This is a genomic window from uncultured Xanthomonas sp. (assembly GCF_964278005.1).
Taxonomy (GTDB): Bacteria; Pseudomonadota; Gammaproteobacteria; order Xanthomonadales; family Xanthomonadaceae; genus Xanthomonas_A; species Xanthomonas_A sontii.
This window is the reverse complement of the sequence record NZ_CAXYKF010000023.1, coordinates 663879-679923: the sequence shown is the minus strand read 5'-3', so window position 1 is coordinate 679923 and position 16045 is coordinate 663879. Positions and strand designations below refer to the sequence as shown.

At 70.5% G+C, this 16045-nt stretch carries 10 protein-coding genes; 6 read left to right on the top strand and 4 right to left on the bottom strand.

From position 1 onward, the window contains the following. Positions 1 to 113 precede the first annotated feature (113 nt). Together cobA and cysK are read left to right on the top strand one after the other, a co-directional pair. Positions 114 to 1304, top strand: coding sequence for a uroporphyrinogen-III C-methyltransferase (gene cobA / locus ACHWVH_RS17235; RefSeq protein WP_394687612.1), 1191 nt, complete (start codon positions 114 to 116; stop codon positions 1302 to 1304). 29 nt (positions 1305 to 1333) lie between these two features. Further along, positions 1334 to 2293, top strand: a complete 960-nt coding sequence (cysK, locus tag ACHWVH_RS17230; protein ID WP_017908608.1) for a cysteine synthase A — start codon at positions 1334 to 1336, stop codon at positions 2291 to 2293. Between the two features lie 51 nt (positions 2294 to 2344). On the opposite strand, the gene ACHWVH_RS17225 is transcribed toward cysK, so the two are convergent. Beyond that, positions 2345 to 2731, bottom strand: a complete 387-nt coding sequence (locus tag ACHWVH_RS17225; protein ID WP_017908607.1) for a tetratricopeptide repeat protein — start codon at positions 2729 to 2731, stop codon at positions 2345 to 2347. Positions 2732 to 2826: 95 nt separating this feature from the next. Further along, the gene (locus ACHWVH_RS17220; RefSeq protein WP_152181059.1) at positions 2827 to 3927 is read right to left on the bottom strand and encodes a nucleoside hydrolase; all 1101 of its coding nucleotides are present in this window, start codon (positions 3925 to 3927) and stop codon (positions 2827 to 2829) included. A 252-nt stretch (positions 3928 to 4179) separates the two neighbouring features. Between ACHWVH_RS17220 and ACHWVH_RS17215 the strand changes: the two genes are divergently transcribed. Further along, the gene (locus ACHWVH_RS17215) at positions 4180 to 4695 is read left to right on the top strand and encodes an isoprenylcysteine carboxylmethyltransferase family protein (protein WP_152236166.1); all 516 of its coding nucleotides are present in this window, start codon (positions 4180 to 4182) and stop codon (positions 4693 to 4695) included. Positions 4696 to 4717: 22 nt separating this feature from the next. Here ACHWVH_RS17215 and ACHWVH_RS17210 read toward each other — a convergent pair whose 3' ends face one another. Next, positions 4718 to 5215 (bottom strand): hypothetical protein, encoded by a 498-nt coding sequence (locus ACHWVH_RS17210; protein ID WP_295928129.1) that lies wholly within the window; start codon positions 5213 to 5215, stop codon positions 4718 to 4720. A gap of 126 nt (positions 5216 to 5341) precedes the next feature. Here ACHWVH_RS17210 and ACHWVH_RS17205 point away from each other — a divergent pair, with 126 nt between their 5' ends. From ACHWVH_RS17205 to ACHWVH_RS17195, 3 genes are all read left to right on the top strand, one after another. Then, positions 5342 to 5884: an O-acetyl-ADP-ribose deacetylase gene (locus ACHWVH_RS17205; protein WP_152181057.1), complete on the top strand. Its 543-nt coding sequence runs from the start codon at positions 5342 to 5344 to the stop codon at positions 5882 to 5884. Between the two features lie 266 nt (positions 5885 to 6150). Continuing rightward, positions 6151 to 7851, top strand: a complete 1701-nt coding sequence (locus ACHWVH_RS17200) for a ShlB/FhaC/HecB family hemolysin secretion/activation protein (protein ID WP_279361380.1) — start codon at positions 6151 to 6153, stop codon at positions 7849 to 7851. A 13-nt stretch (positions 7852 to 7864) separates the two neighbouring features. Next, positions 7865 to 13789, top strand: a complete 5925-nt coding sequence (locus ACHWVH_RS17195) for an MBG domain-containing protein (RefSeq protein WP_394687611.1) — start codon at positions 7865 to 7867, stop codon at positions 13787 to 13789. A gap of 190 nt (positions 13790 to 13979) precedes the next feature. Here ACHWVH_RS17195 and ACHWVH_RS17190 read toward each other — a convergent pair whose 3' ends face one another. Continuing rightward, on the bottom strand, positions 13980 to 16019 hold the full coding sequence (locus ACHWVH_RS17190) for a 7TM diverse intracellular signaling domain-containing protein (RefSeq protein ID WP_394687610.1): 2040 nt from the start codon (positions 16017 to 16019) through the stop codon (positions 13980 to 13982). Between the last annotated feature and the right edge of the window lie 26 nt (positions 16020 to 16045).

Genomic DNA, 16045 nt, shown 5'->3' with positions numbered 1-16045 from the left:
CCTTTCACCTTATAACCGAAAGCTATCTGCCTTGGGCATGAAGTCATTTCCTGGGGCTATGAGCCGGCGCTACGGTCGTCGCTCCCGCCTGCCATGCGTTGCGAGCCGTCCCTGTGAGCCCTGCCCCGATTGCCCTGTATCCGGACCTGCGCGACCGGGCCGTGCTGGTGATCGGCGGCGGCGCGGCCGCCGAGCGCCAGCTGCAGGCACTGCTCGCCGCCGGCGCCCTGCCACGGGTGGCCGCGCCGACCCTGACCCCGGGCTTGCATGCGCTGGCCGCGCAGGGACGGCTGGTCTGGCTGCAAGGCGCCTTCGACAGCGCCTGGCTGAACAGCGTCTGGTACCTGATCGCCGCAAGCGAGGACACCATGGCCAACCGCCAGGCGCTGCAGGCCGCGGCCGCACGGCGGGTGCTGGCGCAAGCCGTGCCGGCCGAGCCGGCATCCGCGGCCAATGCCGCTGCCGCCGAGACCGCCGCACAGCAGACGCTGCCGCTGCGCCCAGGCAGCGTGACCCTGGTCGGCGCCGGGCCCGGCGATCCCGGCCTGCTCACCGGCAACGCGCTGCACGCCCTGCGCCAGGCCGACGTGGTCCTGCACGACCGCCTGGTCAGCGCCGCGATCCTGCAGCTCATACCGACAGGTACCGAACGCATCGCCGTCGGCAAATCGGCCGATGGCCACAGCGTCGCCCAGGAGCAGATCCACGCCCTGCTGCTGGAACACGCGCGGCGCGGACGCCGGGTGGTGCGGCTGAAGGGCGGCGACCCGTTCGTGTTCGGCCGCGGCGGCGAGGAACTGGAATACCTGCGCGCGCACGGCGTGGACTACGCGGTGGTGCCCGGCATCACCGCCGCGCTGGCCTGCGCCGCCTACGCCGGCATCCCGCTGACCCATCGCGACCACGCGCAATCGCTGCGCCTGGTCACCGCGCACTGCAAGGCCTCGCTGGACACCCTGGACTGGACCGCACTGGCACAGGAACGGCAGACCCTGGCGGTGTACATGGGCGTGGCCGGCCTGGACACGGTGCGCACACGCCTGCTCGCCGCCGGCCGCGCCGCCGGCACGCCGTTTGCGCTGGTGGAAAACGGCTCGCGTGCCGAGCAGCGGGTGGTGCGCGGCACCCTCGCCGACCTGCCCGACACCGCCCGCGCGCATGCGGTGCGTGCGCCGGCGCTGCTGATCCTGGGCGAGGTGGCCGCGCTGGCCGACACCCTGCACTGGTTCGGCGCCGCACCGCTGCACGCGCTGCCCTCACCTTCCCCGAAGCAGGCGGCGCCTACCCTGGCCCACGCCGCCTGACCCGCCCCCCATTCCCGGAGACCTTGCCCATGGCCATCTACGACAACATCCTCGACACCATCGGCCACACCCCGATCGTCAAGCTGCAGCGGCTGGCGCCGGCGCACGTGGACCTGTACGTCAAGGTCGAAGCCTTCAATCCCGGCGGTTCGGTCAAGGACCGCCTCGCCCTGGCGATCGTGCTCGACGCCGAGGCGCGCGGCCTGCTCAAGCCCGGCGACACCATCGTCGAAGCGACCTCCGGCAATACCGGCGTGGCGCTGGCGATGGTCGCCGCCGCACGCGGCTACAAGTTCGTGGCGACGATGGTGGAAACCTTCTCGATCGAGCGCCGCAAGCTGATGCGCGCCTACGGCGCCAAGGTGATCCTGACCCCGGCCGCCGAGCGCGGCAGCGGCATGGTGCGCAAGGCCGAGGAACTGGCCAGGCAGCACGGCTGGTTCCTGGCCCGGCAGTTCGCCAACCCGGCCAATCCGGCCTACCACCGCAGCACCACCGCCGCGGAGATCCTGCGCGATTTCGCCGGCCGCCGGCTCGACCATTTCGTCAGCGGCTGGGGCACTGGCGGCACCCTCACCGGCGTCGGCGAAGTGCTGCGGCTCGCGCGTCCGGAAGTGCACATCACCGCCACCGAACCGGCCGGCGCGGCCCTGCTGCAGGGCCAGGAGTGGAAGCCGCACAAGATCCAGGGCTGGACGCCGGATTTCGTGCCCGAGGTCCTCAACCGCGAGGTCTACGACGAGGTGCTGAGCGTGGAAGACACCGACGCCATCACCGTGTCGCGCCGCCTCGCCGCCGAGGAAGGCATCTTCACTGGCATCTCCGGCGGCGGCACGGTGGCCACCGCGCTGCGCGTGGCCGAGACCGCGGCGCCCGGCGCGGTGATCCTGGCGATGCTGCCGGATACCGGCGAACGCTACTTCTCCACGCCGCTGTTCGCCGACATCAACGAAGGCAGCGACGACGACTGGCTGGCCGGCCTGCCGTAAACGCGCAGCGGCAGGCATGCGCCCTGGCGCTGCCGCATCGGCGCGGCATCGCTACTGTGCGTGCGGATCGAAGTACGCCGTCCACGATATCGGCGCGGCGCGCAGGCTGGCCGCGTGCCGGAACGCGGCCATGGCTTCGGCCTGCTGGCCCACGTTGAGCAAGGCCACGCCCAGATTGAAGTAGGTACTGCGATCGTCGGACTGCAGGCGCACGGCGCGGCGCAGTGCCGCCGCTGCCCGCCGGTAGTGCCCGCGATCGCACAGCACCGCGCCCAGACAGGTGAGCGGGCGTGGATCGGCGGGTGCCGTTCTGGCCGCGGCGCGCACAAGTGCCTCGGCCTCGGCCAGCAGCGCATCGGCACGCTGCGGCTCCCGGAACGCTGCCATGACCAAGGCCTTCGCCTGCGCGAGGCGGTCGTCGGGCACGGATACGCTCATGCCGGCACACCGCAGGCCGGCGTCCCGCCTGCCCCGCACGCGAGCGGCAGGACGACGTGGCGTGCACCGGACTGCAAATCCGCGTGCGCCATGCCTCAGACCGGCAGCGGCGCGCCCAGCGCCGGCGGCTGCGGCGCGGTCAGGCGCTCGATCAGCAACTGTTCGATCGCTTCCACGTCGACCTCGCGCACCACCTGTTGCGCCTGCTCGCCCAGGCCCGGCTGGTAGCCCGGCGCCCACGACAGGATGTCGCCGTAGCCGGCGCCGAACTCGGTGTTGGTGTCCACGTAAAGGGTCTCGCTGACGGTGGCCAGTTCCGGGCGCAGCCACACCGCGGTGGCCAGTTCGTCCCACATCGGGAAGCCAGGTTCGCGCCGACGCAGCGCATGGCCGATCGGCGTGTCGGCGGCGCCCATCCGCGCCAGCAGCTGCGGGGTCAGTTCGGTGGCGGTGGACGGATCCACCGGCACCATCACCATGCGCCGCCACGGCGCGCGCATCACGATGCTGGCCGCTTCCGGGTCCCAGCGGATGTTGAATTCGCGCCGCGGCGAATTGACGAACTCGCGCGCGAACTGCGCCGCCGAGACGCTGTCGCGGCGCTGCCGCGGATTGAGGCTGCCGCCCATGTACACCAGTTCCTTGGCCAGCGTGGCGAAGTCGGGATCGAGCCGCTGCGCCAAGGCCAGATTGGTCAGCGGCCCGGTGGCGACGATGCTGACCTCGCCGGGGAACTCGCGCACCTTGCGGATCATGAACAAGGCGGCCGGCTCGCTGGCCGCCTGCACCACCGTGGGATTGCCCAGCGGCAGGTCCGGAACCACGTCGTGGGCGTGGTAGCGCGGCGCGCTCTGCACGGTGTCGTGCTCGACCCATTGCCGGGTCCAGGCGCCCTTCCACAGCAACTTGCCGTACAGCGCTTCCCAGCGCTCGGTGGCGACCTCGCTGTTGAGCAGCGGGAACACCGGGCCGGGCAGCACCGGCACCTCGCCACGCCCGGCGATTTCCAGTAGCCGACGCGTATGCGCCAGCGCCTCGTCGCGCCAGATGTTGCCGCTGACCACCGAGATGCCGAGTACCTCGACCTCGGGCGATTGCAGCAGCAACAGCTGCGCGGGAGTGAAGCCGTCGATGTCGTCTTCAAGGATGACCCGGCGGCGCGGGGCGGCGGTGCTGCTGGCGGAAGCGATTGGCATGAGGCGGGACAGTGGTGGCGAAAAGGGAACGACCGGCGCGTCGGGCGCGATCGACGCGGAACGACGCGACACGTCGAACGCAAGCGCCGGCGACGTGCCGCACGGGCGCTAGGGTAATCGGGTTTGCGCGCACTGCCACGCGCGACGAGGCACTGCCGGGTCGCGCCCGTGCCCATTCGTGACGCGCGCGCGCGGACGCCGTGGGCAGCCGCGTAAACTTGCGCGGCCGCAACCGAACCAGGGAAGGACTGCATGCATGACCGAACCGACCGCACCGATCCACCGCCCGCACGCGCGCAGGTGCGCGTGCCGTTGCTGGTGCGCACGACCTCGCCGGCGCATTTCCTGCTGGCGCTGCTGCTCGGCGCCAGCCTGCAGCACGCGCTGCCGTTGCCGTTGCCGCAGGGCACCGCGCTGGCCTGGCTGCAACTGGGCGGTGGCGCCGTCGCGCTCGCCGGCCTGCTGCTGGCATGCTGGTGCTTCGTGCTGTTCGCGCGCGACCGCACCACCCTGCTGCCCGAGCGCGCGCCCTCGCACCTGGTCTGCCACGGGCCCTACCGGCTGACCCGCAACCCGATGTACGTCAGCCTGACCCTGAGTTACCTCGGCCTGAGCGTGCAGATCGGCTGGCCGTGGTCGGCGCTGTTGTTGCCCTTGCCGCTGCTGGCCTTGCAGCGGGTGGTGATCCCCTACGAGGAAGCGCGCCTGCGCGAGCGCTTCGGCAGCGCCTATGCGCGCTACTGCGCGCAGGTCGCGCGCTGGCTGTAGCCACTGGCCGCGTCGGCATGCCTCAGCGCGCCAGCCACCAGGCCGCCGCCGCAGCCAGCAACAGCGCCAGCAGCCCCCAACGCCAGGCCCCGCCACGGTCGCCGGCGGCCACGGTCGAGGCAGCCCCCAGCGTCGGCGCCGAGCGCAGATGCCGCTGCACCATCTCCAGTGCCTCGCGCAGCGACATGTCCGGATAGTGCTCGAACACCAGCTTGGCGGCCGTGCGCCGCTCGCCGCGGCGAAGCGCCAGTTCCGCCGCCGGCGGCAGGCGCCGTTCCTCGGTCGGCGTTTGCGCCGGGGCCGACGTTGCCGGTGTCGCGCCTGCTGCGGCAGCGGAGGCGTGGCGGTCGAGCAACTCCGTCACCGAGCGCGCCGCACCGGCCAGCAACCAGGCATCCACCTGCTCCTTCGCACTGCGCAGGTCCATGCCGCTGTGCGCGCGCAGCAGCTTGATCGCCTTGATGATCTGGCCCTGCGCGAGGGCATCGGCGACCTGTGGCGGCGGCGGGTTCGGGTTCATGTCGCAAGTGCTGAGATGGGGGCGCGTCAGTCTTGCCGCTGGCCGGTTAAGCGGCCGTGGCAGCGCGCGGCGGCGGGTGGCGACACCCTCACGCATCCATCATTCGGCTCCCCTAAAGATCGGCGCATGAAGATCGAAATCTGGCAAGGCGACATCACCCAGCTCGACGTGGACGCGATCGTCAACGCCGCCAACGAGTCCCTGCTCGGTGGCGGCGGCGTGGACGGCGCCATCCACCGTGCCGCCGGCCCGGAACTGCTGGAAGAATGCCGGCGCCTGCCGGAACTCAAGCCGGGCGTACGCTGCCCGGTCGGCGAGGTGCGCGCCACCGCGGGCCACCAGCTCAAGGCGCGGCACGTGCTGCATACCGTCGGTCCGGTGTGGCGCGACGGCGCCCACAACGAACCGGCCCTGTTGGCCAACTGCTACTGGCGCGCCCTGCGCATGGCCGAACAGATGGGCCTGCACTCGGTGGCGTTCCCGGCGATCAGCTGCGGCGTCTACGGCTACCCGCTGCACCAGGCCGCGCGTATCGCGGTGGCCGAGACCGACGCCTGGCAGCGCGCGCATGCGGTGCCCAAGCGGATCATCCTGGTGGCCTACAACGACGCCACCGCCAAGGCGTACCGGCAGGCGTTGCGCGACGCGCAGTGCGCCACTGCAGCCTGAGCGGTCGACCCGGACGCTCTCAGAGACCCGGCGAGTACCCGCCAATCACCACAGGGCCTGCGTTCCACCCGGGCGCAGGCACGCCCTGATTCACTGAGATGGCGGCCGCCCAGCGCCCGGCGCTGGCACAGCGTGCTGTGGGGATTATCCCGACAGCGTGTCGGGGGACCGCGCAAAGAGTGATCGCGCGCTCAGATTCGCTCAGATTGATCGGCGGTGGGAAGGCTACATTGCGCGAGCCTCAACCCTAACGCCACCTTAACATCATGACGATTTCTTGCCGTCCGCGTCCGAGTACGCTGGCGAATGCCCTGTTCGTGCTTCCGTGGGCCGCCGGCCTGGCCTTGACGCTGACCTGCGCGACGGCACTGGCCCAGGAGGCCGCCCCGGCCACCGGCACCAGCACCACCGACGCCGCGGCGCCGATCGCGGTACAGGCGATCCGCGTCACCGGCGTCGGCGACCATCCGCGCGAGCAGATCGATCCGGCGCGCCTGCAGGCGCTGGCCGACGCGCGCCTGCGCGCACTTGGCGGCGGCACGCTGCCGGCCCAGCTCAGCTTCGCGCAACTACAGCAGATCGCCGACACGCTGACCCAGGCCTACCGCCAGGCCGGCTTCCTGGTCGCCCGGGCATATCTGCCGGTGCAGACCCTGGGGCCGGACCAGGTGGTCGAGATCCGCGTGGTCGAGGGCCGGGTCGGCAAGATCACCGTCGAGGGCGCGCGCCGCTACGACGACCGCCTGATCGCCAGCCCTGCCCTGGCCCTGCAGGGCCAGATCCTGCGCCAGCAGGATCTGCAGTCGGCGCTGCTGTACACCCGCGACCTGCCGGGCGTGTCCGCCACCTCCGTGCTCAAGCCCGGCGCCAACCCCGGCGAGACCGACGTGGTGATCCAGGCCAGCGAGGAGCGCCCGCTGCAGGTCAGCGTCGGCGCCAGCAACTACGGCACCCCGAGCATCGGCCGCTACCGCGCGCAGCTCGGCGTGGACTGGAACAACCCGCTCGGTCTGGGCGACCACCTGTCGGCCAGCTATGCCTATGCGCTGGATCCGGCCAATACCTGGCAGGGCAGCCTCGCCTACCAGGTGCCGATCGCCGGCGTCGACGGCCTCAGCGCCAGCGCGTCCTACACGCGCAGCGTGGTCAACCTCGACAACGGCGCGTTCGCCGCGCTCGACATCCAGGGCCCGACCCAGCAGAGCGCGCTGGGCCTGGACTGGAAGTTCGTCAATTCCGATGCCTGGCGCGTGCAGAGCTGGCTGCACCTGGTCAAGGAAAGCTCGCGCCTGCAGGGCCTGGGCGTGCTGCTGTCCAAGCAGAAATTCGACGTGGCCGAACTCGGCACCAGCGTGCGCCACGACGACCGCCGGCTCCACGCCATCGACCTGCTGCAGCTCAGCGTGCGCGGCGCGCTCGACGACGATTCGCCGCAGACCGATTACCTGTACGCCCGCCACGACCGCCACTTCACCGTCGCGCGCCTGAGCTACACCCGGCTGCAGGGGCTGACCGCCACGCAGCGGCTGCAGCTGCGCGTCAACGGCCAGTACAGCGACGACACCCTGACCCCGCTGGAACAGTTCTCGCTGGGCGGACCGACCAGCGTGCGCGCCTTCCCGCTCGGCGCCGCGCTCGGCGACCGCGGCTTCGACTCCGGCCTGGAGTACCAGGTGGACGCACCGGGCTTCGCCAGCGCCGCCTCGCCGTTCGGCGGCCGCGCCTGGGGTCAGCTGCTGACCGCCAGCGTGTTCTACGACTACGGCCGGGTCTACCCGAACGGCGCCAACCGCGCGGTGTACGACAGCGTCACCACCTTCGAGGGCGCCGGCGTCGGCCTCAGCTTCCGGCTGCCCGACTGGCACGGACTCTCGTTCGATCTGGCCGCGGCCAAGCCCACCGGCACCACCAAGCCGGGCGACGGCAAGGATGTGCGCTACTGGGCCCGCTTCGGCCTGACCTTCTGACCTGGGGATCTCCATGAACCGCATCTACCGCCTCGTCTTCAACCGCCACCTCGGCGTGCTCCAGGTCGCCTCCGAAGTCGCCACCGGCCACGCCGGCGCCACCGGCACCGGCGCGGCGCGCCTGGCCGCGCCGCTGCTGCCCTTCGCCCTGGCCTGCGCACTGGCCGCGCCGGCTCACGCCAGCGGCGTGCCGTCGCTGTCCAGCGCCACCGGCGCCACCGTGTCGCAGAACGGCGGCACCCTGCAGATCGACCAGAACGCGGCCAAGGCGGTGCTGAACTGGAACAGCTTCAACGTCGGCAAGGACGCCAGCGTGGTGTTCGTGCAGCCGTCCAGCTCGGCGGTGGCGCTCAACCTGATCGACGCCAGCCGCGGCGCCAGCGTCATCGACGGCAGCCTGCGTGCCAATGGCAACGTATTCCTGATCAACTCCGCCGGCATCCTGTTCGGCAACCACGCGCAGGTGAACGTCGGCGGCCTGGTCGCCAGTTCGCTGGGCCTGGCCGGCGACGACGACAACGGCTACCTGCTCGCGCGGGGCGACCATGGCGCCGCCAGCGTGGTCAACCAGGGCAGCATCCGCGCCGGCAACGGCGGCTCGGTCAATCTCGTCGGCAACCATGTCGCCAACCGCGGCAGCATCAGCGCCGACGGCGGCGCCATCCGCCTGCTCTCCGCCGATCAGGTCAAGGTGACCATGGACGCGGCCGGCGCGATCGGCATGCAGATGGTCGCGGCGGCCAGCCAGTCGGTGGATGGCGCGGCGGCGGTGGAGAACAGCGGCACGCTGCGCGCCAATGGCGGGCAGATCCTGCTGCAGGCAGGCAGCACCGGGTTGTCGCAGTTGCTGGTCAACAACACCGGCGCGCTCGAAGCCACCGGCATCGACACCTCCGGCGGCAGCGTGCGCCTGGTCGGCAGCGGCGGCGACGTGGCCAGCAGCGGCCGCATCGATGTCTCCGGCACCCACGGCGGCAGCGTGCAGCTGCTGTCCGATGGCGCGGTGAACGTCGCTGGCCGCATCGACGCCAGCGGCACCGCGGCCGGCGGCAGCGTGCGCATCGGCGGCGGCTACCAGGGCGGCGAACAGTTGCAACACGCCAATGCGGCCACGGTCGCCGACGGCGCGCTGCTCGATGCCAGCGCGACCGGCCAGGGCAACGGCGGCTCCATCGTGGTCTGGTCCGATGGCCACACCGCGGTGCATGGCGCGCTGCGCGCCAACGCGGCCGGCAGCGGCAGCGGCGGCCTGCTCGAAACCAGCGGCCACACCGTCGACTTCTCCGGCATCGCCGTCGGCGCCAAGGGCGCCGGCCCCGGCAGCGCCGGCACCTGGCTGGTCGACCCGGAAGACCTGACCGTGGACAGCGCGGCCGCCAGCACCATCAGCGGCGCGTTGAACGGCGGCACCAACGTCACCCTGCTCACCTCCAGCACCAACGCCAGCGGCCCGGGCACCGTGAGCAACGGCAGCGGCGACATCAACGTCAATGCGGCGATCGGCTGGAGCGGCAACTCCACGCTGACCCTGGACGCCTACCACAGCATCTATCTCAATGCCGCCGTCACCGCCACCGGCAACACGGCCGGCCTGGTGCTGAACTACGGCGGCTACACCGACAACGGCACCGTCGGCGGCACGGGCGACTACTACGTCAACACCCCCGTCTCGCTCGGCGGCGCGCACGCCAGCCTGGCGATCAACGGGCAGGCGTACACGCTGATCCACTCGCTGGCCGACGCGGCTACCTATTTCAACAGCCCCGGCGCCTATGCGTTGGCCCAGGACATCGACCTGGCCGGCGTCACCCGCAGCAGCGCCCTGGTGTCCTCCTTCCAGAGCAAGCTGGCCGGCCTGGGCCACAGCATCAACAACCTGACCATCTCCGGCGCCAGCGGCTACGTCGGCCTGTTCGGCACCACCAGCAGCAACAGCCTCATCCGCGATGTGCACCTGGGCAACGTCTCCATCTCCGGCGGCTATTACGTCGGTGGCCTGGTCGGCTACGGCCAGGGCGCGATCAAGAACGTCACCGTCGACGGCAGTGTGACCGGGAGCTCCGGCGGCGTCGGCGGATTGGCCGGCTACAACCTGGGCTTGATCGACAACAGCGCGTTCGTCGGCAGCGTCAACGGGCAGAGCGCCGTCGGCGGCGTGGCGGGCAACAACGTCAGCGGCACGATCCGCAACACCCACAGCACCGGCAGCGTGACCGGCAGTTCTTCCAACACCGGCGGCCTGGTCGGCTACAACGACGGCGGCAGCCTGACCAACACGTATTCCACCAGCACCGTGAGCGGCACCAGTTCCGTCGGCGGCCTGGTCGGAACTAACCAGAACGCCGGCTCGATCAAGAACAGCTACGCCACCGGCAGCGTGACCGGCAGCAGTTCCATGGTCGGCGGGCTGGTCGGCATGAACTACCAGAGCACCATCGCCAACACCTACGCCACCGGCAGCGTCACCGCAACGGCCTCGGTGGGCGGGCTCGTGGGCGTCAATAACGCGGGCGGTGCCAGCGTCAGCTCCAGCAGCGTCAGCAACAGCTACGCCACGGGTGCCGTCATCAGCACCAACAACAACAACGTGGGCGGACTGATCGGCGCCAGTTCGGGCAGCGTCAGCAATGCGTCGTGGGACGTCGACAGCACCGGCCAGGCCAATGCCATCAGCAGCGGGGGCGGCGGCAGCGCCACCAATCTGACCAGCTTCGGCAGCAACAACCGTTACAGCCACAGCACCTACGGCAATCTCGGCACCTGGGCGTTGCTCGCCGGCACCAGCAACGTCTACGTCGCCAGCGATGGCATCGGCAGTCCGGCCTGGATCATGATCGAGGGGCAGACGCGCCCGTTCCTGGCCAGCGAGTACAGCACCACCATCGGCAACGCACACCAGTTGCAGTTGATGGCGTACAACCTGGCGGCCAACTACAGCCTGTCGGCCGACATCGACGCCAGCCAGACCGCCGGCAGCAACGCCAGCGGCATGTGGAGCAGCGCCGGCTTCAGCCCGGTCGGCGACAGCAACAACGCCTTCACCGGCAGCCTCGACGGCGCGAACCGCACGATCTCCGGGCTGACCATCGCCCGCGGCGGCACGTCCTACGTCGGCCTGTTCGGCAACACTGGCGCTGCCAGCCGGATCGTCAACCTCGCCCTGACCGGCGCCACCGTCACCGGCACTGCCTACGTGGGCGGCGTCGCCGGCTTCAATGCCGGCACGCTCAGCGGCATCCGCGTCACCGGCACCATGAGCGGCACCGGCAACTTCATCGGCGGCCTCAGCGGCTACAACAACGCCGGGACGATCACCGGCGCGCAGACCAGCGGCAGCGTGGTCGGCAGCGGCGGCCCCTACAGCGGCAACTACGTCGGCGGACTGATCGGCAGCAACGCCGGCGGCACGATCAACGCGTCGTCCTCGTCGAGCACGGTCTCCGGCGGCAGCAGTGTCGGCGGCCTGGTCGGCAACGACTACCAGGGCAACTACAGCAACGTGCAGGCCAGCGGCAGCGCGACCAGCACCAGCACCGCCAGCGGCGACCATGTCGGCGGGCTGATCGGCAACGCCAATCAGAGCCAGATCCAGAACGCCTCGGCCAGCGGCAACGTCACCGCGACCACCACGCATGCGGGCGGTCTGCTAGGCCAGGCGTCCACCGTTACCCTCACCAATGTGCAGGCCAGCGGTAGCGTCTCCGGCTCGAACTACGTCGGCGGGCTGATCGGAGTGGCGAACAGGGGAACCATCACGAACGCGCACGCGACCGGTGGCGCATCGGGAGTCAATTATGTCGGCGGACTGGTCGGTAACCTCTTCAGCACAAGCCTCAGCGACGCTTACGCCGTCGGCGATGTTTCCGGCACGTCGTACATCGGCGGGCTGGTCGGGTACAACTCTCGAGGCAGTCTGGCCCGTGTCTATGCCACTGGTTTCATCGCCGCCACCGAGTATGCGGGCGGCCTGGTCGGTTACAACCTGACCGGCACCATCAACGCGGCCTATGCCGGCGGCCGTGGCGTGATCGGCACCCAGTATCTCGGCGGTCTGGTCGGCTATAACGATGGCGGCATCATCAACGCCAGCTACGCCATCGGCGACATAGGCGGCAGCAACGCCGTCGGCGGCCTGGTCGGCACCAACAGTGGCACGATCAACGCCAGCTTCTTCGCCACCGACATCGGCGGTAATCCGATCAACGCCGGCCTGCGCTTGGCGGGCAGCAACACCGGCAGCATCGATGCGATCAGCGGCGGCAGGTCCTGGAGCGCGTTGAACACGCTGTCCACGTTTACCGATGCCGGCTGGGCGATCGACAACCGCGGCGGCACCGGCCAGACCTGGCGCCTGTACGAACACATGGGCACGCCGCTGCTGCGCAGCTTCCTGACCCCGTTGACGATCGGCACCAGCCTCTCCGGGCTCGACAAGACCTACGACGGCAACGGTGTCAGCGGCACGATCTCGTCCTACACGGCCGGCGGCGCCTTCAACCCCAGCCTGCTGTTCGGATCGTCGCTGCGCTACGCGACCGCAGGCAATGGCGTCGGCAGCTATACCACCGGCAACGGCATGCTGCAGATCGGTGGCCTGGCGTCCTCGCAGCAGGGCTACGACATCGGCTACGTGGTCTCCGGCGGCATCGCCATCACCCCGGCGACGCTGACAGTGACGGCGACCTCGGGCTCCAAGACCTACGGCAGCACCCTCAACCTCAGCGGCTACCGCGTTTCCGGTCTGATCGGCAGCGACAGCGTTTCCGCGGTCGCGCTGGGCAGCGCGGGCGCCGGTAGCGGCGCCGCAGTGGGCAACTATGCCGTCACCGCCTCCGGCGCGACCGGCGCAGGGCTGTCCAACTACGTCGTCAACTACGTCGACGGCAGCCTGCGCGTCGATCCGGCGACACTGCGCATCGTCGCCAACGACGCCAACAAGACCTACGGCGGCACCGTCAACCTCAGCGGCTACAGCGTTTCGGGCCTGCTCAACGGCGACACCGTCTCCGGCGTTGCCCTGGGCAGCGCCGGCGCCGGCGCCGGTGCCGGCGCCGCGGTCGGCAACTACGCCATCACCGCCTCCGGCGCGACCGGCGCCGGGCTGTCCAACTACGTTGTCAGCTACGTCGACGGCAGCCTGCGCGTCGATCCGGCCACCCTGCGCATCGTCGCCAACGACGCCAACAAGACCTATGGCGGCACCGTCAACCTCAGCGGCTACAGCGTTTCGGGCCTGCTCAACAGCGACACCGTCTCCGGCGTCGCCCTGGGCAGCGCCGGCGCCGGTGCCGGCGCCGCGGTCGGCAACTACGCCATCACCGCCTCCGGCGCGACCGGCGCAGGGCTGTCCAACTACGTCGTCAACTACGTCGACGGCAGCCTGCGCGTCGATCCGGCCACCTTGCGCATCGTCGCCAGCGATGCCAGCAAGACCGTCGGCAGCACCGCCACCCTCACCGGCTACCGTGTCTCCGGCCTGCTCAACCGCGACACCGTCTCCGGCGTCGCCCTGAACAGTGCCGGTGCCGGCAGCGGCGCTGCGGTCGGCAACTACGCCATCACCGCCTCCGGCGCCACCGGCGCGGGGCTGTCCAACTACACCATCAGCTACGTCGATGGCCTGTTGAACGTGGTCGCCGGCAACGGCGATGGCGGCGGCGCTGTCCAGTTGCCGACCACCACCGTGCAGGCGATCAACACCTCGGTCGCCGCCGCCACGGTGACCAGCGATGCCGGCAGCACGACAGAGACCAGTCCGCAAAAGGCCGACGAGACGGCCAGGCAACTGGCGGCCGCAGCACATGGCGGCAGCAGCGGCACCGTGACGGCCGCCACCGACTCGATCCTGATCGTCGACGGCGGCATCCGCGCCCCGGCGGTCGCCTGCAGCCCGGGCGCGTCCAACGCCTCCGCGGACAGCTGCATCATCCGGCAGTAGCCGGGAATGACCTGACGACACCGCGCGGCGGTGTCGTCGGGTCATGGCACCGCTTTCGTCACGGCCCTCGCCGGCACACGAATCGGCACCGGGCTCTCTGCACGAACGCGCGGCGATCGGTCGCCGACGCGCCCGATTGTTTTTGCTGTTGGCGCAGAGCGTGCGTCGGGATACGCACGGCCGCCTGCGATCAGGCATCCGTCGCCGGCGGCACGCGCGACACTGCGAGCTGTGCATCCGGGCGGCGCGGCAGCAGCAATACGAAGCAGACCGACTCGTTGGGTGCCTGCCTGGCCAGGCCTACCCATCCCCCAAGACGTTCGGCGATGCGCCGCACCAGGTACAGACCGAGCCCCGCGCCCGGCGCATGCCGCGCGCTTTCGCCGCGGTAGTACTTCTGGAACAGCCGCTCGCGTTCGGCAGGCGCGATGCGTTCGCCCGGATTGGCGACCTCCAGCCGCAGCCCTCCGGCACTGCCGCGGACGCGCACGCGGATGGCCATGCCCGCCGGGCAATGGCGGTCGGCATTGGCGAGCAGGTTGCGCACGGCCACCCGCAGCAGTCCGGTGTCGGTGAGCAGACCATCGTCGTCGGTGAGAACCTCGCAGACCACGCGCTGCGGCGGGAAGTCACCGCACAGGTCGTCGAGCAGCACGCGCAGGGCGCACGGCTGCAGCCGCAGTTCCGAGGCCGCCTCGCCCATGCGGTCGTCGGCGAGATACTCGTCCACCAGCGCCAGCAGCCGTTGCGCCGCGTCGCGGATGTTGCCGCAGCGCACGCGATTGCGTTCCGGCGGCGCATCCAGCTTGCGCGCCAGCTGTTGCGCCGAGGTCATGATGACGGCCAGCGGCGTGCGGAACTCGTGCGACACCATCGCCACGAAATCGCGTTGCTCCTGCATGACCTTGCGCTCGGTCTGCAGCAAGCCGCGCAGGTCGTTCTCCAGCGCCTGCCGCCTGCCGATTTCGTTGCGCAGCTCTGCGGTGCGCAAGGCCACGTCACGCTCCAGCGCCAGACCGTGCCTGCGCGCGAGTGCCACCGCGGCCTCGGCATGCCGCCGTTCGCGCAATCGGCGCTGCCGCTCGTAACGGCCGATGAGGAACACGCTCAGCAGCGTCATGTGCAGCATGGTGCCGAACGTGGTGGCGTACTGGGTCCACGCATTGACCGGGACGAATCCGAGGTTGCGCAGGAAGCCCAACATCACCCCCAGATAGAACGGAAAGAACGCGAGCACGAAGAACAGCGCCGGCCGATAGCGTCGCCACAGCAGGTGCAGCCCCAGCCCCGCCAGCAGCAGGATCTCCAGCAGGCCCAGCGACTGCACCGGCTGCATGCCCCAGGCGTAGTGGCCGGCGAGCACGAACACGGCGCAACCCAACGCGACCGCCCACAGCAGACGTGTGCCCCAGCGCACCAGCCGCGGATGAAAGGCGCGCAGGTTCAGTTGCCGGCTGGCGACCTGGAATCCCACCGGCAGACTGCAGGCGATGCTGATGCCCAACAGCGTGTCGCTCCACGCCATCGGCATGCCGGTGACCTGCTGCACCAGGCCGATGGACATCGCTTCGTTGAACACGCAGCCGCCGAGATAGGCCACGAACAGGCCACTCATGCGCGCGCGCGTGGCGAGCCAGAACAGCACGTGCAGGCACAGCAGCAACAGGTAGAAGCCGAAATACAGGCCGAACTGCAGCCCCTCGCGCCGCGAGTGGTTATCGAACGGCAGCCGTTGCCAGACGTCCAGACGGGTGACCAACGCGTTCTTGCTGCGCAACCGCAGCAGCACCTCGTAATCGCCCGCATGCGCTGGCGCGAACTGGAAGACCGGGCTGCGGTAGTCCACCGGCCAATCGCGCCGCGGCACGCGCTCGCCGCTGTCCCCCAGCGCGCGCCAGGCGCCGCCCTCGGGCCGCACGTAGGCCTGCACGTCGTCGAGCAAGGCATTGCTCAATCGCACCATCCAGCCGCCGGGCGGTACACTTTGAACATGAAGAGGCAGGCGCAGCCACACGGTACCGTCGGCGAATCCCGCGTTGAGGCCGGCGGGCAGCCGAGTCCAGCCGGTCGCGGCGGCGGCCTGCACTACGTCCAGTCGGCCGTGCGGATCGTCCAGGCGCTGCAGATACCCGCTCGCATCCTGGTGCGCGCTGGTCAACGGCAGCGCCGCGACCGGGGATGGCGCCGCGTCGGCGGCCACGGCCACGCCCACCACGAGCCATACGCCCACCAGCCAGCGCCACCATTGCGCCATCA